The 16,861-nt window shown below is 49.6% G+C and carries 24 protein-coding genes and 1 tRNA gene; 4 read left to right on the top strand and 21 right to left on the bottom strand.

Features of this window, described 5'->3' with window-relative positions; all coding sequences use genetic code 11:
- Nucleotides 1-92: 92 nt before the first annotated feature.
- On the top strand, nt 93-479 hold the full coding sequence (locus Q0101_RS04950; protein ID WP_297942892.1) for a RidA family protein: 387 nt from the start codon (nt 93-95) through the stop codon (nt 477-479).
- Nucleotides 480-487: 8 nt separating this feature from the next.
- Entirely contained in the window at nt 488-1,573 is a 1,086-nt protein-coding gene (locus Q0101_RS04945) for a threonine synthase (RefSeq protein WP_297942890.1), read from the top strand.
- Between the two features lie 408 nt (nt 1,574-1,981).
- Here Q0101_RS04945 and Q0101_RS04940 read toward each other — a convergent pair whose 3' ends face one another.
- From Q0101_RS04940 to infA, 19 genes are all read right to left on the bottom strand, one after another.
- Nucleotides 1,982-2,530: a GrpB family protein gene (locus tag Q0101_RS04940; protein WP_297942888.1), complete on the bottom strand. Its 549-nt coding sequence runs from the start codon at nt 2,528-2,530 to the stop codon at nt 1,982-1,984.
- Between the two features lie 35 nt (nt 2,531-2,565).
- Nucleotides 2,566-2,653, bottom strand: a tRNA-Ser gene (locus tag Q0101_RS04935).
- Nucleotides 2,654-3,006: 353 nt separating this feature from the next.
- The gene (locus Q0101_RS04930) at nt 3,007-3,417 is read right to left on the bottom strand and encodes a GyrI-like domain-containing protein (protein WP_297942895.1); all 411 of its coding nucleotides are present in this window, start codon (nt 3,415-3,417) and stop codon (nt 3,007-3,009) included.
- A 27-nt stretch (nt 3,418-3,444) separates the two neighbouring features.
- Nucleotides 3,445-5,373, bottom strand: coding sequence for a transketolase (tkt, locus tag Q0101_RS04925; RefSeq protein WP_297942886.1), 1,929 nt, complete (start codon nt 5,371-5,373; stop codon nt 3,445-3,447).
- 3 nt (nt 5,374-5,376) lie between these two features.
- A complete protein-coding gene (locus tag Q0101_RS04920; RefSeq protein ID WP_297942884.1) occupies nt 5,377-6,228 on the bottom strand; it encodes a polyprenyl synthetase family protein in 852 nt (283 codons plus the stop codon).
- A gap of 60 nt (nt 6,229-6,288) precedes the next feature.
- Entirely contained in the window at nt 6,289-6,441 is a 153-nt protein-coding gene (locus tag Q0101_RS04915; RefSeq protein ID WP_297942882.1) for a hypothetical protein, read from the bottom strand.
- 175 nt (nt 6,442-6,616) lie between these two features.
- On the bottom strand, nt 6,617-6,946 hold the full coding sequence (locus Q0101_RS04910) for a YbaB/EbfC family nucleoid-associated protein (RefSeq protein ID WP_295150617.1): 330 nt from the start codon (nt 6,944-6,946) through the stop codon (nt 6,617-6,619).
- 2 nt (nt 6,947-6,948) lie between these two features.
- Nucleotides 6,949-7,296 carry an aspartate 1-decarboxylase gene (gene panD / locus Q0101_RS04905; RefSeq protein ID WP_297942879.1) on the bottom strand — a complete coding sequence of 116 codons (348 nt, stop codon included), beginning with the start codon at nt 7,294-7,296 and terminating at the stop codon, nt 6,949-6,951.
- A gap of 16 nt (nt 7,297-7,312) precedes the next feature.
- Nucleotides 7,313-8,623: a UDP-N-acetylmuramoyl-L-alanyl-D-glutamate--2,6-diaminopimelate ligase gene (locus Q0101_RS04900; protein WP_297942878.1), complete on the bottom strand. Its 1,311-nt coding sequence runs from the start codon at nt 8,621-8,623 to the stop codon at nt 7,313-7,315.
- Nucleotides 8,601-9,149 (bottom strand): histidine kinase, encoded by a 549-nt coding sequence (locus Q0101_RS04895; protein ID WP_297942876.1) that lies wholly within the window; start codon nt 9,147-9,149, stop codon nt 8,601-8,603. Before Q0101_RS04895 ends, Q0101_RS04900 begins: the two co-directional genes overlap by 23 nt.
- Nucleotides 9,139-9,405, bottom strand: coding sequence for a NifU family protein (locus tag Q0101_RS04890; RefSeq protein ID WP_297904275.1), 267 nt, complete (start codon nt 9,403-9,405; stop codon nt 9,139-9,141). Before Q0101_RS04890 ends, Q0101_RS04895 begins: the two co-directional genes overlap by 11 nt.
- A gap of 478 nt (nt 9,406-9,883) precedes the next feature.
- Nucleotides 9,884-10,444: a L,D-transpeptidase family protein gene (locus Q0101_RS04885; protein ID WP_297942873.1), complete on the bottom strand. Its 561-nt coding sequence runs from the start codon at nt 10,442-10,444 to the stop codon at nt 9,884-9,886.
- A 30-nt stretch (nt 10,445-10,474) separates the two neighbouring features.
- Nucleotides 10,475-10,831, bottom strand: a complete 357-nt coding sequence (gene rplQ / locus Q0101_RS04880; RefSeq protein ID WP_005869862.1) for a 50S ribosomal protein L17 — start codon at nt 10,829-10,831, stop codon at nt 10,475-10,477.
- A gap of 3 nt (nt 10,832-10,834) precedes the next feature.
- A complete protein-coding gene (locus Q0101_RS04875; protein WP_297942871.1) occupies nt 10,835-11,857 on the bottom strand; it encodes a DNA-directed RNA polymerase subunit alpha in 1,023 nt (340 codons plus the stop codon).
- 11 nt (nt 11,858-11,868) lie between these two features.
- Nucleotides 11,869-12,495 carry a 30S ribosomal protein S4 gene (gene rpsD / locus Q0101_RS04870; protein ID WP_005869858.1) on the bottom strand — a complete coding sequence of 209 codons (627 nt, stop codon included), beginning with the start codon at nt 12,493-12,495 and terminating at the stop codon, nt 11,869-11,871.
- A gap of 18 nt (nt 12,496-12,513) precedes the next feature.
- Entirely contained in the window at nt 12,514-12,906 is a 393-nt protein-coding gene (gene rpsK, locus Q0101_RS04865) for a 30S ribosomal protein S11 (RefSeq protein ID WP_177387174.1), read from the bottom strand.
- 10 nt (nt 12,907-12,916) lie between these two features.
- A complete protein-coding gene (rpsM, locus tag Q0101_RS04860) occupies nt 12,917-13,285 on the bottom strand; it encodes a 30S ribosomal protein S13 (RefSeq protein WP_005869856.1) in 369 nt (122 codons plus the stop codon).
- A 3-nt stretch (nt 13,286-13,288) separates the two neighbouring features.
- A complete protein-coding gene (gene rpmJ, locus Q0101_RS04855) occupies nt 13,289-13,402 on the bottom strand; it encodes a 50S ribosomal protein L36 (RefSeq protein WP_005869855.1) in 114 nt (37 codons plus the stop codon).
- A 172-nt stretch (nt 13,403-13,574) separates the two neighbouring features.
- Nucleotides 13,575-13,793, bottom strand: a complete 219-nt coding sequence (gene infA, locus Q0101_RS04850) for a translation initiation factor IF-1 (protein WP_005869854.1) — start codon at nt 13,791-13,793, stop codon at nt 13,575-13,577.
- Nucleotides 13,794-13,981: 188 nt separating this feature from the next.
- Here infA and Q0101_RS04845 point away from each other — a divergent pair, with 188 nt between their 5' ends.
- Nucleotides 13,982-14,854, top strand: a complete 873-nt coding sequence (locus Q0101_RS04845; protein WP_297942869.1) for a neutral zinc metallopeptidase — start codon at nt 13,982-13,984, stop codon at nt 14,852-14,854.
- A 216-nt stretch (nt 14,855-15,070) separates the two neighbouring features.
- Nucleotides 15,071-15,499, top strand: coding sequence for a VOC family protein (locus Q0101_RS04840; protein ID WP_297942867.1), 429 nt, complete (start codon nt 15,071-15,073; stop codon nt 15,497-15,499).
- A 256-nt stretch (nt 15,500-15,755) separates the two neighbouring features.
- Here Q0101_RS04840 and Q0101_RS04835 read toward each other — a convergent pair whose 3' ends face one another.
- The gene (locus Q0101_RS04835; protein WP_297942866.1) at nt 15,756-16,001 is read right to left on the bottom strand and encodes a hypothetical protein; all 246 of its coding nucleotides are present in this window, start codon (nt 15,999-16,001) and stop codon (nt 15,756-15,758) included.
- Between the two features lie 223 nt (nt 16,002-16,224).
- Nucleotides 16,225-16,611: a hypothetical protein gene (locus Q0101_RS04830; RefSeq protein WP_297942864.1), complete on the bottom strand. Its 387-nt coding sequence runs from the start codon at nt 16,609-16,611 to the stop codon at nt 16,225-16,227.
- Nucleotides 16,612-16,861 lie beyond the last annotated feature (250 nt).

Here is a 16,861-nt window from a genome sequence, read left to right as displayed (position 1 = left end):
TTTTAAAATTTTGTAAATTTATAGAAATAGTTATATATTTTTAATAAATTTAAAGTAAAATTATATAAAATTTTATATGCAAAGGAGCTTAAATGAAAGAAATTTATCCAACCGGTTTCGCGCCGAAAAAGGCACATTATGCGCCGGGCATCTTAGACGACGACGGTACGCTCTACGTCTCGGGGCAGCTAAGCGTGGATCCGCGCACGGGAGCCATTGCGGAGGGTCTTGCTGAGCAGACCGCGCAGGCTCTAAGCAACGTCGCGGCAGTGCTAGCCGCCGCGGGAGCGGATAAAAACGACGTGCGAATGTGCCGCGTCTATACGCCGGGCGTCGAGAACTGGGATGTGATCGACGAGCAGTACGCGCTGTTTTTTGGCGCACACAAGCCCGCTCGCGTCGTGGTGCCGACTACGGCTCTACATTTCGGCTGTCTCGTAGAGATCGAGGCCGTCGCAAAAATAAAAGAGAAAAAATAGGAGCGAAAATGAGCGATTTCATCTGCACGGGATGCGGCAAGTACGCGGCCATCGATACTTTGCGCTATAAATGCGACTGCGGCGGGCTGTATAAGCTAAACTCCGATGCGCCTAAATTTAACCCTGCGCTCGTAGATCAAAGCGAGTTTAGCATCTTTAGATACCGCAGGTTTATGGGTATCGACACGGCTAAATTCAGAGAAATTTCGATGGGCGAGGGGCTCACGGCGAGCGTAAAATTCGGCGAAGAACTTTACCTCAAGCTCGATTACGCGATGCCTACACTTTCATTCAAAGATCGCGGGGCGGCGGTTTTGGTGCTGCATGCTAGAAATATCGGCGTGAAAAAGGTGCTGCAAGACTCCAGCGGCAACGCGGGCAACGCCGTGGCGGCATATTGCGCTCGTGCGGGCATCGAGTGTGAAATTTACGTTCCGAAGGGCACGTCGCCCAAAAAGATCGATATGATCAAAAGCCACGGCGCGCACGTCACGGTATTTGACGGTAGCCGCGACGAGACGGCGGACGCGTGCCGCAAAAAGGCTGCGCAGGAGCAGATATATTACGCCAACCACGTTTATAATCCGATCTTTTACGAGGGCACGAAGAGCTACGTTTATGAGATCTACGAGCAGCTGGGCAGGGTGCCGCGCAATATCTTTATCCCCGTGGGCAACGGTACGCTACTGCTGGGCGCTCAAGCGGCGCTGGGCGAGCTATATGAGGGCGGCTTTATCGAGGCGCTACCGAAAATTTTCATCGTTCAGGGCGAGCGTTGCGCTCCGCTTTTTGACGCCAAAGGTGCGGCGCGCGAGATCGAGCCGCAGCCGACGCTAGCGGAGGGCATCGCGATCGCAAGACCGATGCGCGCGGTCGAAATTCTCGGCTCTAGCTACGCTGGCGAGCGCGAGATAATCTTGGCGAGCGAGAGCGACATACTGCCTGCCAGAGCGGCTCTTGCGCGCGGCGGATTTTACGTCGAGCACACGACCGTAGCTACCTACGCGGCATATCTGCGCTACAAAGAAAGCCATGATCTGCAAGGAGATAGTATCATCCCGCTTTGCGGCGCGGGGCTGAAGAGCGATCATTAAATTTAAGCGCTCGGCGTGGAATTTGCGCGACTAGCTAGCGGCGAGGAATTTAAAATTTTCGCCGTTTTAAATTTAGCGAGTTTATGAGTTTGTTTTTGGTGAAATTCTAAAAATTTAACGACGCGTAGGCTTTTAAATTTAAATTTGCACCTAAGCGCGGAAATGAGCCTTAGCCTTAGTTTGATGCGATGATACGGCGCGTTTTGTGGACGACTTTGCCGCTAGCTGGATTTGTAAAATTTATCTACGATAGCTGGGTGAGTGCCGTTTAAATTTGAAATTACGGTCAAAATTTTATAAAAATAAGCTCACAGGGTGCGGCGCTATCCGCCCGTATCATTTATAAAATTTAGCCATTTTTATCGCTCTTGGCGAGCGAGCTTCTACGCAGAGATCAAATTTGCGCGATTATTTTGAATTTTCTTTAGCGATGCGCGTAAGCTTAAGCACAAATTCGCTTTTTGCCGCAGTGTAGGCGTCGCGGTCGAACTCGAAGCGCTTGCAAAGCTCTAATTTAAGTGCCTCGTACCGCGCGGCGATATCCGCATTCGCCCGCAAAAAATCTCTAAAAAATATCTCATCCGTATCGCCGAAATTTCGCAGATGCACGTGAAAAACGCGCTCGGCAAATCCCGCTTCGGTGTAGCCTTTATTTAGGCTGCAGCGGCTCCCCTTTTCGCTCATTAGCAGATAGCCCGCCTCTATCAGGCGCTGTTTGGCGGCGGCAATATCCGAGCACTCGATCAAAATATCCACGATAGGCTTCGCCCAGATCCCTCTTACCGCGGTGCTGCCGATATGGTGGATCTTGATCTCGCCATGATCTTGCAGCAGGCCGCGCAGAATTTCGCGCTCCTGCCTAAAGTATTCGCCCCAGCGCGGATCGTGCGGCACGAGACGTATCGGAAAGAGCCGCCACAGCTCCTGCAGGCTCATCGAAAGGAGTTTATTGCTCATCTTAACTCCAAAATATTGGGTGAAATTTGAATGAATGGCGGGTAGATAGGGATTCGAACCCCAGAAGGCTGACGCCTTACGCGCTTTCGAGGCGCGCTCCTTCGACCGCTCGGACATCTACCCGAATGAAAATGTAATTTAAGCCAAAAATGGCTTAATAACAGATTTAAAAATGAAATTCCGCGCGAAATTTTGCCTGATTTTGCGGGCGGGGGTTGAAATTTAGCGGCGCAAATTTAGATTTCGTTTTAAATCTACGGCTTAAGGTACGACCCGGCGCGGCTTTTGGCATAAAATTTATTTCGTGCGCGTAGTTTTGGGCACGGAATTTTACCGCTTTATGGATGAAATTTTATAAAGCAGCGGCGTTTTACTCTCTGCGCGGCTTTTGCGAGCAAGTAATTTTGGCATCTCGCGGGCAAATTTTATCGCGGCGGCGAAAAATCACTCGCCGTTTATAATTTTCATGCGCCGCCCTACAAAATCGAGATAAAAATTTTGATCTCGTCTCCGCCGTAAAACTCAAAATCCGTTCCAAACGCTCTTTTTAGTTCGCCGGCCTCAAAAAAGCTCCAAATTTTGCTCCAAAACTTTGCTACGTTTTGCGGCTCATTTGGGAAACTAAAAACGGCGTATTTGCCGCTTTTGATCTCCAAGGCTTCGTCGCTGCGGGGCGCTTTGGTGCCGATAAAGATATCGTAAAGCCCGTCGGCGCCGTCTTCGTAATCGTAATAGACGCCGTAAATCTCGCTCCGCCCGTCATAGCACTCTTTCATAAATTTCGCCCACAGCGCGGGAATTTTGCCGCTCCCGCCTAGCTCGTCCGCGTTTTTCGTGCGGGCTTTTAACCCGTAAATTTTAAATCCGTCTAAATATGAAATTTTGATTTTTTCGCTCAAATTTCGCCTTTGCCGTTACTGTTCTAAAAGCTCCCTTGCTTCTTTTGCGATCGCGACGTCGGTGAAGCCGAAAAGCTTAAATAGCTCGTTTGCGTTGCCGCTCTCGCCAAAGCTTTGCATGCCGTGTACCGCGTCTGCAAATTTATACCACTCAAGCGCGCTTGCGGCTTCGACGGCTAAAATTTTAGTTTGCGGCTCTAGAATTTGCGCCAGATAATCCGCGTCCTGCTCGCACAGAAGCTCGAAGCACGGCGCGCTGACAACGTTTGCGCCGATGCCTTGCTCTTGCAGGATCGCCGCCGCTTTTAGGCAGAGCGAGACCTCGCTGCCGCTTGCGATGAGCGTGATTTGCGCCTCTTTGCTTTGCCTTAGCAGATACGCGCCGTTTTGCACGTCGCCCAAAACCGCCTTAGGTAGCGGCTCAAGCCCTTGGCGCGAGCAGACGAACGCCGCGGGCGCATTCAGAGCAAGCGCCGTGCGCCAGCATTTTACGTTTTCGTTGCCGTCTGCGGGGCGGAAGGTGTAGAAGTCTGGCATCGCGCGGAAGGTGCTAAGCTGCTCGATAGGCTCGTGCGTCGGCCCGTCTTCGCCCACGCCGATGCTGTCGTGCGTGAAGACGAAATAGTGGCGCAAGCCCATCAGCGCCGCGAGGCGAGCGCCCGTTTTGAGATAGTCGCTGAAGATAAAAAACGTCGCGCTAAACGGGATGAAAAGCCCGTATCTCGCAAAGGCGTTGCCGATCGCCGCCATCGCGTGCTCGCGGATGCCGAAGTGTAAATTTTTGCCACACGGAAAGTCGCCGCCGCCTTTTAGCTCGGTCTTATTCGACGCCGCTAAATCGGCGCTTCCGCCCAAAAAGCCGGGCACCGCGTTTGCGATGGCATTTAAAATTTTACCGTTGCTATCGCGCGTGGCGACCTTAAGCCCGCTAAAATCGGGAAATTCTATCTTGCTAAAATCGGGATTTAAAAGCTCGTTTAAAAGCGCTCTTTTTTCATCGCTTAGCTTCGCAAGCTTCTCCTTCCAAAGCCGCTCCTCCAAATCGCCCCTCTCAACCGCAGCGCGCGTCGCAAAAAGCACGTCCTCGCTTACGACGAAGCTTTGGGCTGGATCAAAGCCCAGGCTTTGCTTAGCGCGCGCAAGCAGCTCCTCTCCAAGCGGCGCGCCGTGCGTTTTGGCCGTGCCCTCAAGCTCGAGCGCGCCCTTGCCGATCGTGGTGTTTGCGATGATGAGGTAGGGTTTTGTTTTGTTTTTGACCTCGTCAAGGACGAATTCTATCTGATCGAAATTATGCCCGTCGATGCGCGCGACCTCAAAGCCCTGCGCTTCAAATCGCACCTTTACGTCCTCAAACCACGCGATATCGGTGCTACCGTCAATCGTGATGCCATTAGAATCATAGATTATCGTGAGATTATCGAGGTTGTGTCTGCCCGCAAGCGCGCACGCTTCGTAGCTGATGCCCTCCTGCAAATCGCCGTCGCCGCAGAAGCAATAGACGCGGTGATCGATGATCTCGTTTCCTTCCTCGTTGAGCAGATGCGCGGCGTATTTCGCGGCCATCGCAAATCCGACTGCGTTTGCGACGCCCTGTCCGAGCGGTCCGGTAGCGATCTCGACGCCCGGGGTAGTGATCTCCGGGTGGCCCGGGGTTTTGGAGTGTAGGCGCCTGAAGCTTTTCAGATCGTCCATGCTCAAATCGTATCCGCTAAGGTAGAGGTAACTATACACGAGCGCGCTTGCGTGTCCGCCCGAGAATACGACGCGGTCGCGGTTCAGCCACGCGGGATTTTTAGGGTTGTGGCGTACCTTGCTCATAAAGACGCTCATTACGTCGCTTAGCCCCATCGGCGTGCCTGGATGGCCCGAGTTGGCGCTCTGGATCATATCCGCGCTTAGAAATTTGATCGTGTTTGAAATTTTACTTAGCTGCTCGCTCGACATTTTTCATCCTTTCAGGTATTTTTCTATCAAATTTAAAACCAAATCGCGTAGGCTCGCATCATAGCCGCTCATCGCGCCGCTTACCTCGTCTATTAGGCGCTGCTTGTAGCTTCTAGCACCCGCAAGACCTAGTAAATTTACGAAGGAATTTTTCGCGCCGTCCGCCCCTACGGGTTTGCCTGCGCTTGCCTCGTCGCCCGTGGCGTCGATGATATCATCCTCGATCTGAAATATGAGACCTAGCTTCAGCCCGATCTTATAAAGCTCATGCGCGAGCTCATCCTTTAACCCGCCGATTATGGCGCCTATCTCAAACGCTGCGGCGATGAGCGCGCCCGTTTTGTGCAGATGCAAAAACTCAAGCTCGCTTTGCTTTAACGGGCTGTTTTCAAAACGGCAATCGATCGCCTGACCCAGCACCATGCCGCTGCTGCCTGCGTTTCGCGCTAGAGTTTTAATGCATTTTATCTTGATTTCGTCGCTTAGGTTTGCGTTCGCGGCGATCAAAAATGCGTCGGTATTTAGCGCGTCGCCCACCAAAATCGCTGTGACCTCGTCGTATTTTTTATGCAGGCTCGGCCGCCCGCGACGCAGATCCGCATCGTCCATCGCGGGCAGATCGTCGTGTATGAGCGAGTAGGTGTGGATCATCTCAAGCGCCATCGCGATCGCCAGCGCGCCCTCAAAGCGCCGCTCATCCACCGTCGAGACGACGCCTAGCAGCAGCTGCGCGCGAAAGTGCTTGCCGCCCGCTTGCAGCATGTAATTGAGTGCCTCCTCGAAGTACGGATGAAAGCTCGGCGCCTTCAGCTCGTTGTGCTTCAAGTAATCTTTAAATTTTTCTAAAATATCCATCAAATTCCTATCGCATGGTTGGGCTTTGGAGCCGCTTTTTGCGCGCTCGTTCGGCTGCTTTTACTTCTCGCGTTTATCTACTTTTCGCTCATTTTGCTTGTCGCGCTCGCACTTTTTGCCGCCCGTTTTATGACATTTGGTTGCGTTTTGCGTGCCGTTAAATTTTATTTCTTTTGCGCTTGTTAGAGGCAAAACGACCGAAACGCGTCGCAACCGCCTCTTATAAATTTTAAACTCTCCGATCGGTTGCTTCGCAAATTCTAAAACTATAAAATTTTGAAATTTTATCCGACCGGTATGTTTAAATTTACCGCTCCAGCCCGCGAATTTCTAAATTTAAACGATCCGCTCCACCAGATTTACTACCGGGCCCGTTTGTAAAACCGCCTCAGCCCTTATCGCCGAGCAGATCGCCTAGGCCGCCGAGCCCTCCTAGCATGGACGCTGCGGCGCCTTTCTTTTCATTTTCGACGAGTTTTATCGCGTCGCCTATCGCCGAGATCAGCAGGATCTGCAAGCTCTCTTTGTCGTTAAAAAGACTATCGTCGATGCTCAGATCTAGCACCTCGCCCGCGCCGTTTAGCCTGATGGCGACCATGCCCGCGCCCGATTTTACGGTAAATTCCTTGCGCGCATTCTCCTCCTCGATCTGCTTAGCCTTGGCCTGCATCTGATCGAGCATCTGCCCCATTTTTGAAAAATCCATTCCCTCAAACATCTTTACTCCGTTATTTGGTTTTTTTCGTTTACCTTTACGATTTTAGGCTTGAAGCTTCTTACTTTTTTGGCGCTCATCTGTGCGTAAGCCACGATGATGACGATGTCGCCGACGCAGACTTTGCGCGCAGCCGCGCCGTTTAGGCAGATCTCGCCCTTTTTCTCGCCGCGGATCACGTATGTAGCAAAACGCTCGCCGTTATTGACGTTTAGGATTTCGACTTTTTGGTACTCGCAAAGCCCTGCAGCCTCGATGAGCTCGGGCCCGATCGTAATGGAGCCCACGTAGTTTAGGTTGGCGTCCGTCACGCGCGCGCGGTGAATTTTGCTTGATAAAATTTCGATTTTCATCGGTCGTCCTTTAAATTTAGTCTAAATTTGATCCGCCTCGCGCTGCGACGAGCTCGCTCACGACCTGCTTGTCGCTGAAGGGGTGCTTCACGCCCTTGATCTCCTGGTAGGTTTCGTCGCCCTTGCCCAAAATAGCGATCATCTCGCCGTTTTTGGCAAGATCTAGCGCGCGCGCGATCGCCTCTTTGCGATCCGCTATCTTTAAAATTTTATCCTTTCGGCGCATTCCGGCGCAAATTTGCTCGATGATCCCGTCCGGATCCTCGCTACGCGGATTATCGCTCGTGACGATGCAAAATTTAGCAAAGTGCTCGGCGATGGCGCCCATTTTCGGACGCTTGCCGTGGTCACGATCGCCTCCCGCGCCAAAAACCGCGATGATCTCGCCGCTTGCACGCAGCGCGTTTAGAACCTTTTCGATGCCGTCTGGGGTATGGGCGAAATCGACGATCACAAGCGGGTTTTTATTTACGATCTGCACGCGACCCTCGACGCCGCCGAAGTTTGCCAGGGCTTTTGCGATCTTTTCGTTCGGCAGCTTGGTCAGAATTTTAACTGCCGCAAACGCCGCGGTAAGGTTGTAGAGATTAAACTCGCCGATCAGATCACTTTGCAGCTGTGCATTGTCGCCGTTTGGAGTGCGTACGAGCGCGTCGATGCCGCCCTTTAGTCCGTATCCGCTTACGCCGAAGCTCGCGGCGTTTTTGATGCCGTAGGTAAGGGCGTTTGCAGGGTTAAATTTAATATGCCCATCGTCGGCGTTTATGAGCTTTGGCGCGTCGTCTGCGAAAAACGAGCTCTTGACCGCGGCGTATTCTTGCATGCTGCCGTGATAATCGAGATGATCTTGGCTCAAATTCGTAAAAATTTTAAGCGCAAATTTTAACCCCTCGATACGATTTTGCGCTATCGCATGCGAGCTTACCTCCATAACGAAATACTCGCAGCCCTGCTTGCCGGCTTCATAAAGATAGCTCATCGTCTTAAAAACGGAACTTGTCGTAAGCCCCTTCTCGTCGATTCTGCGCTCGTTTATGAAGGCGCCGCGCGTGCCGCTTAAACCGCAGCTAAAGCCCAGATCCAGCAGCGTCGAGTAGATCGCTGCTGCGGTCGTGGTCTTGCCGTTCGTGCCGGTGATGCCTACGATTTTGATGCGCGGATTGATATTTAAAAGCTCCTTTGCTTGCGCGATGGAGATGATCTGCGCGCCTTTTTGCGCCGCTTCGGGTTCAAATTTAGCGTTCGCGTCCGTGCGCATAAAAAAGCAGCCCGCCTCGCACTCGGCGGAGTTGTCGGTGATAAAGCTATTTTCGAGTCGTATTTTCATGATTTTTGATTTTTTGCATCAGCGCTTCGAAGCGCTCGTCGCCTGCGTACGCAGCAGCCGAGCTTTCGACGTAATTAAGCCCCATCTCGTAGTAGCCGTTTTCTATCAAATTTTCTAAAAATTCTATCATCTCGCTTTTGTCCGAAATAGCGATTTTAGAGGAAAAAATGATCGATTCGAAGGCGTCTTTAAAGCCTCTTTGACCTACCGCTCGCATAAAATCGGCATAAGCTATAACGGCGATCTCGTCCTCGGCGCCGGGTTCGGAGGCCGCTTCGTTCGCGATCTTTTCGTTGATGGAGTTTAAAATTTTAAAAAGCTCCGAGGTTTGAGTTTTAGGGCTGAGGTTGTAAAAATCAAAGAGCATAAGCGCTTCTTCGCGGTCTGCCAGCGCGGTCTGGCAAAGCTCAAGTAAAAATAGAATTTCCTCCTCGCCGCTTTTTTCGTAGGCGAGCGAAAAATACAGCTTCGCAAGCTCGAATTCTCCGCGCGAAAAGGCCTTTAGCCCCAGTTTTTTATAGTTCAAACTCTTCGCCTTCGGGGATGTTTACGACGCTAAGCTCGGGGTGAATATCCATGCGAAGCTGGCGCTCGACGCCGTATTTTAGGGTCTGCGCACTTGCGGCGCAGCCGTGGCAATGCCCGGTAAGGCGGACATAGACGATGCCGTCTTTTATGCCTAAAAGTTTCATATCGCCGCCGTCGTTTTGCAGCATCGGTCGGATTAGCTCCAAGCTATCCTGTACCGGGGCTAGAAGCTCTTCGTCTGTAAATGGTATCATTAAAATTCCTTATTTTAGTTTTGGCGCATTATATCCAAAAGCGATAAAAAAAGGCTTATCGGGGATGAAATTTAATCTGAAATTTTGCGCGAGGGCGCGGATTTTGCGTAATGGCTCGCAAAGAATTTTATACGGCGCGAACGGCTAGCCGCGATTTTAAAATTTTATCGATTCGCAATGGCAAAGTATGCAAATTATCGGACTTGCGTATATTTAAATTTAGACTATTTGCGCTATAAATTTGGGATGAAATTTTGCTTGAGCGGTAGGTAAAATTTAAAGCGGAACTCTCTAAATTTAATTTATACAAGCGCCGATACGATTAAATTTTTATAAAAAAATAGATTTCGATCTTAATCGTAAATTTTGCGGGATATGAAAGATTGGGCGGCAAACATTATTTTAAAGCTCGTAGATAAAATTTACGCTACGTTTTATATCGATCGCGGCTGTGAAATTTTAGCGCAGGCGCGTGCAATCACGGCAAAATTTCTATCGGCGTGCCGATTTTTACGTGCTCAAAAAGCTCGTCCATATCGTCATTGACGAGCGCTATGCAGCCCTCCGTCCAGTCGCCGAACGCCGCGATACTCTGCCCTAGGTAGCTAAATTTGTTCGGTAGCCCGTGGATTTTGATATCGCCGCCTGCGCTCTTGCCGAGGGATTTTGCGTGCGCTACGTCAGCTTTGTTCGGATAAGAGATGCCTAAATTTAGATGATACGCCGAGTTTGGATTTTTGCCGTTTATGGTGTAGTTGCCCTCCGGAGTTTTGCCGTCGCCTTGAACTTCTTTATGCCCTTTAGGCTCGCGTCCGAGGGCGATTTTGTAGCTTTTCGCGATGCCTCTTGAGGTTAAAATTTCAAGAATTCGTTTGGATTTATAGACGCGGATTTTAGAGATTTGCTCGCCGCCCAATGCTTGCTTTAGCGGAATTTCGGAGTTGATCGTTTCGATATTTTTGTAGCTAAGATAATTGTCCAATGCCCACGCTAGGCCCGCAGCGACGATAACAAGCGGAAGTAAAATTTTAAATTTCATAGAAGAAATTTCGGGAGTGATCCCGAAATTTTATTTGCTGATTAGCTCGATATAAGCCATCTCTGCGGCGTCGCCCTTGCGGAGGCGGGTTTTGATGATGCGAGTGTAGCCGCCGTTTACGCCTGCGTATTTTGGAGCGATCTCGGTGACTAGCTTATTTGTCGCAGCCTTATCCTGAAGCGCCGCGAAAACAAATCTATGCGCCTCGCTGTCGCCCTTACGCGCGCGAGTGATCAGCTTCTCGGCGTAGCTTCTTAGCTCTTTTGCCTTAGGAAGTGTGGTTTCAATCTTGCCGCTAGTAACTAAAGCGATGGTTAAATTTTTAAGCAGGGCGGCACGGTGAGACGAAGTACGCCCTAGCTTCCTATATCCGTGATTATGTCTCATTTATTATCCTTCATTCTTTTGTCTTTGAGCCTTCAGCTCGTCAAGCTTGCGTTTTAGCTGCTCTTTTTTCTCGCCGAGCTCTTGGTTGCCGATAGGATAGCCGATCTCTTCCATAACGGCCTTGATCTCCTCGAGCGATTTTTTGCCTAAATTTTTAAGGTCTTTAAGCTCGCTTTCCTCCATGATCGCTAGCTCGCCGATAAATCTAATATCGGCGCGATCTAGGCAGTTGAAGCTTCGTGCGCTTAAGCTTAGATTGCTAACGCTCTCAAAAAGCTTTGCAAACTCGGAATTTGCGGGGATCGCTCTACCGAAAGTATCCGCAGCGCTGATATTTACGATACCTTTGAAAACCGCCAGCTGCTGATACATCGCCTCAAGTGCGTTTTTAAACGCATCTATCGCGCTGATCTGGCCGTCAGTAGTGATCGTAAAGACCACCTTTTCGTAGTCGGGATTATCCTCTACAAAGACATTTTCGATGTCGTAAACCGCCTTAGTTACCGGGGTAAAAAACGCATCCAACGCGATGAAATCAGCGTCTAAATTTTCTCTGATCTCTTCGCTTGGGACGTAGCCGATACCCTTTTCGATGATGAGCGTAAATTTAAGATCGGCATCCTCGTTTATCGTAGCCAGATAAGCGCTTGGATTTACGATCTCTACGGCGTCGTTATTTAGGTCGCTGCCGTAAATTTCTTTAGGCCCTTTAAAGCTGTATTCTACGACCTCGCGTAGGGAATCGCCTTTGATTTTAAACCTTAAGCCTTTTAAATTTATGATAAAAGCCGCCATATCCTCGAGCATACCGCGCATGCTGTCGAATTCGTGGCTTACGCCTTCGATTTTAACCGCAGTCGGCGCAAAACCGACCGTGCTCGTATAAAGTAACCTTCGTAAAGGATGAGCTAGAGTGACGGCATATCCCGTTTCAAAGGGATATGCTATGATTTTAGCAACATTTTCGCTGACATTCTCAACCTTTATTTCAGTTGGCATATGAGCTGATGTTGTGATTTTTCTCATATTAGCACCTACTATTTCGAGTAAAGCTCTACGATAAATCTTTCCTCTACAGGAATAACAACTTCTTCTCTCTCCGGAACTCTAGAAAAAATTCCGTATCTTTTCTCTTTTTCTACGTCTACCCACGCTACGATGCCGGTCTGTGCAGTAAGATCCAGCGCTCTTGAAATTTGCGGGTTATTTTTGCTCTTTTCGATCACTTCGATCTTTTGTCCTGCGCGGACGCTGTATGAAGGGATATCGACGCGCTTGCCGTCTACTAAAATGTGTCCGTGCGTAACGAGCTGGCGCGCGAAGCGTCTAGTCGTGGCAAATCCCATGCGGTAAACGACGTTATCTAGCCTCTGCTCTAAAAGCTGAACCAAGATCGCTCCGGTGTTACCCTCTCTGCGAGCCGCTTCTGCAAATAGTCTGCGGAACTGCTTCTCGCTTACGCCGTACATAAATTTAGCCTTTTGTTTCTCGCGAAGCTGTGAGCCGTATTCGCTTAGTTTGGCGCGTCTTTGTCCGTGCTGACCCGGAGCGTAAGGGCGTTTTAAAAGCGCGCTCTTGCCCGCAAGCCTTCTTTCGCCTTTCATAAATAGATCGACGCCGAGCCTTCTTTCTAATTTTTCAACCGGTCCTGTATATCTAGCCATAAATTTCTCCTTTTATAATTACACGCGACGTCGTTTAGGCGGTCTGCAACCGTTGTGCGCAAGAGGAGTGATATCTTTGAAATATGTAACTTTGATCCCTTCTACGCTACCTACGCTTTTAACGGCGGTCTCGCGTCCGCTTCCCGGACCTTGAACCTTGACGCCTACCTCTTTGATGCCGTGCTCTTTGGCTTTGTTTAGCGCGTCCTCGACGGCTTGCTGCGCCGCATAAGGGGTGGATTTTTTGCTGCCTTTAAAATTTAAAGCGCCCGCACTGCTCCACGCGATTGCGTTGCCCATCTCGTCCGTTACGGTAATCATAGTGTTGTTAAACGTAGCGGAGATGTAAACTATGCCTTTGGCGATATTTTTTCTGACGGTTTTTTTCTTAACTACTTTTTTTTGTGCCATATCTCAATCCTTATTTAGCTGCCGCGCCGACGGTTTTGCGTTTGCCTTTTCTGGTTCTGGCGTTCGTTTTTGTTTTTTGACCGCGAACAGGAAGGCCCTTTCTGTGTCTTAAGCCGCGATAGCCGCCCAAGTCCATAAGCGCTTTTATATCCATAGCCACTTGTTTGCGAAGATCGCCTTCGACCATATAGTGCTCTTGGATCTCTTTTCTGATAGCGGCGGCTTCATCTTCGCTCAGATCAGCGACTCTTTTATCGTAAGAAATTCCTGCCGCATCGAGAATTTTTCTCGACGTAAATAAACCTATACCGTAGATATAAGTTAGTCCGTATTCAATCCTTTTTTTCTTTGGTAGATCTACACCTGCGATACGAGCCATAACTTATCCTTGTCTTTGTTTATGTTTTGGATTTTCACAAATAACGTGAACAACACCTTTGCGCTTGACAATTTTACATTTGTCGCACATTTTCTTAACGGATGGACGAACTTTCATTCCACTCTCCTAAAATTTTCTCCACTTTAAATGCAAACTGCACCTAGGTTTAATGAAATTTCAAAAGCGAAAGTATCAAACCAACTGTTTTCAAAATAGTGGGGATTTTGAAAACACTTCTTCCTACAGTTTAGTCGCAAAATCGCGAGTATATCTAAATTTAACTTTATCCTTACTTATAGCGGTAGGTGATCCTGCCTTTATCGAGGCTGTAAGGGGTCAGCTCAACTTTTACGCGATCGCCCGGCATTATCTTGATGTAGTGCATTCGCATCTTGCCAGCGATATGACATAAAATCACGTGTTTGTTGTCTAGCTCGACCTTAAAAGTCGCGTTCGGCAGCGCTTCTATGACGTTGCCGTCGATCTCTATGACGTCGTCTTTTGCCACAAATTCTCCTTTCTTTTAAATTTAAAAAGGGCGATTATATAGAATTTAAAATTTTAAACAGCTTAAAAGAAATTTAAAATAAGCAAAATTTCAGATTTATTTCGCCACACGCGCACTATTTTGCAAAAGCAAGGCGGTGCTCTTTTTAAAATTTTAGTATAATGGCTCAAAAATTTTAAAGGAAAAACATGAAATGGCAAGACGGCAGACGAAGCTCAAACGTGGAGGATGACCGCGCAAGCAGCATGCGCACGAGCTCGGGCTCGCTTGGGATGCTCATTCCGATCATCAGATTTTTGCTCGGCTCAAAGATCGGGCGCATAGTGCTCGTAATCGGCGTCGTAGCGTATTTTATGGGCTACAACCCTTTGGCGCTTTTAGACGGAGGCGCCAGTACGCAAAGAGAGCCGACCGATAGCCCGCAGGAGCAAGAAAAGCTCGCCTTCGTCTCGGCGGTGCTGGCCCAAACCGAGGACGTCTGGGGCGAGATATTTAAAAGTGCGGGCGCGCGCTACGAGGAGCCCGGCTTGCGGCTCTTTCGCGATCAAATTGCAAGCGGCTGCGGCTTTGCAAGCGCGCAGACGGGACCTTTTTATTGCCCGAGGGACCGTAAAATTTATCTCGATCTTAGCTTTTTCGACGAGCTTGCGAATAAATACAAAGCGGGTGGCGACTTCGCGCAGGCCTACGTCATCGCGCACGAAGTGGGGCATCACGTTCAAAATTTAATCGGCACGCTAGAACAGATCAATGCTCTTAAAAAGCGCGCTCGCAGCGAAGCCGAGCAAAACGCGCTTCAGGTCAAAGTCGAGCTACAGGCGGACTGCTACGCTGGGGTCTGGGCGCATTATCTCGCAAAAACAGGGCGCGTGTTGGAGGCGGGCGACATCGACGAGGCGCTAAATGCCGCCAGCGCGATTGGCGACGATACGTTGCAGCGCAAATTTAGCGGTCGCGTCGTGCCCGATTCTTTCACGCATGGCACCTCGGCGCAGCGCAAAGAGTGGTTTAAAAAGGGCTTAGCGGGCGGAAACCTAAAAGCCTGCTCGTTTGAGCCGTGAGGAACGGACTTTGAGCTAGCTTGCGGGCTAGATAAAGGCGGCTTAAATTTTGAAATTTAACGCCGAGCTTGGAGGCGAAATTTTAAAATTTTAATGATCGGCGATTAAAAAGCTCGGACGGCGCGCTTGGCTATCGCGGCGACGGCTTGTTTGAGCGCAGGCCTGAATACGGCACAAGAAACGAAAATAGATACGTTAAAATTTATGGAGGCAAAAATGAATAAAATAACCTGCATCTGCCTAGGTGTGCGAAGCATGCAAAGGGCGCTAAAATTTTACAGAGACGGACTGGGATTTAAGACGGATTGCAAAGACGACGACCCGCCGGTATGCTTTTTTAATACGCCGGGAACCAAATTTGAGCTCTATCCCTTGGGTGCGCTGGCGCGAGATATCAGCGAAAACGATCCGCCCAGAGGCAGCGGATTTGGCGGCATCACGCTAGCGTATAACGTAAAAAACAAAGAGGACGTAGCTAGCGTCATAGAGCTAGTAAAAAAGGCGGGCGGAACTATCGTCAAGGAGCCCCAAGATACGTTTTGGGGCGGATACCACGCGTATTTTGCCGATCCGGACGGATACTACTGGGAGGTGGCTTGGGGGCCCGGTTTCAAATTTGACGAGGATGGGCTGCTCAAATTTTAGATCAAAATTTCTGCGGCTGAGGCTTGCTCGGCGACGCCAAAGCCTTTGGCCTAAGCGCGTAAAATTTAAACTCAAAATTTTATTGCAAATCATCGGGCGGAGCTTTTGTAGCTCGTATAATTTGCGGCGCCGTTTTTTTTCGCGCTTTGCTCTAAACATCGGGCGAAATTTTACTCTCCGATATGATCCGCGGCGCATATTTTGCGCGAGACTAAAATTTACCCGCACCCGGCAGCTTTGTCGACATCGCGAGCCGCTACACAAAGCAAGAAAACGGATATTTTGCGGCGTTTTTGTCCGTGAGTGCGGCAAGGAATAAGGCGATAAACTCCTCGAAGCTTTGCGCGATGACCAGGGTATCCTCATAGATCGGTTCCGCGCCAGACGATGCATAATCTCTGGCAGACACGAACCAAACGGCGTCCGCAGCGTCATGCAAAGTCTCAAAAGAGCAAACGAAGCGGTAAAAATCTTCGCTTAAATTTTTAAATCTACCGCCCAAAAATTCGCCCTGCGGCGGGCAAATTTCATCCCTGCGCCGTATCTGCTAACCGTTTTGCGCCAGCGCATCCATAAGTTCGTCAAAAATCATCTCGCTTCCCGTAATTTGGCGCCGATTATAGCATTTTGCTCGGCGCAGCGACTAAATGCGGCTAAATTTATAAAATTTTGCCTACCCGCTGCGCATAAAAAGAGAAATTTTACGTGAAATTTTATCAATTCTGTTAAAAATAAAATGACGTTTCCAAATCGCCGCTAAATTTAGGCTCGGCAGAGGGCGTAAGCCGCAGATGAAAAACGGGCGTATCGCTTAAAATAGGCGTATCGTCGCAGGAGGCGGGCGAGCCGCTAAAATTTGTGCCTCGGTATCCGCCTAAAATTTCCAAGCGGTACCGACCGCGCTTTACGCGAAAACTCAGGCTGTTTTGCTCGCTAATGCAGCTCATATCTTTAAAATAGCCGATGCCTGCGATCTTTAGCGTGCCTGATGAGTGAAAGACCCAGCCGCGAGAGATGATTTTCGCTTCGTTTTGTGCGAATATCTCCCCATCCGCCTCGCCCACGGTAACCGCAAAATCGTAATAATCGCTGCGAACGCCAAATATCGGCACGGCGATACCCTCTTCTGTGACCGCACTCCCGTGCTCGGTCTGCGTAAAATAGGCAAGAACATCCCCGTTCGCAAGCCCGTGCTCATCCAGATAGCGCGCGAGCAGCGCGAGGACCCTTTATCACGAAGCCGCCCAGCTCGGAGAAAATTCGCCTTTTCATTCGCACCTTTCTTTAATCGCCGTGCGCGTCGTACGCAGAAATTTTATCGCTCATTTGCCCTCTTTGTTTTTGTTTCGCAGCGCCGATGAA

The organism is uncultured Campylobacter sp. (genome assembly GCF_937921625.1).
GTDB lineage: Bacteria > Campylobacterota > Campylobacteria > Campylobacterales > Campylobacteraceae > Campylobacter_B.
The sequence above is the reverse complement of the archived record's forward strand: the minus strand, read 5'-3'. Positions and strand labels throughout refer to the sequence as shown.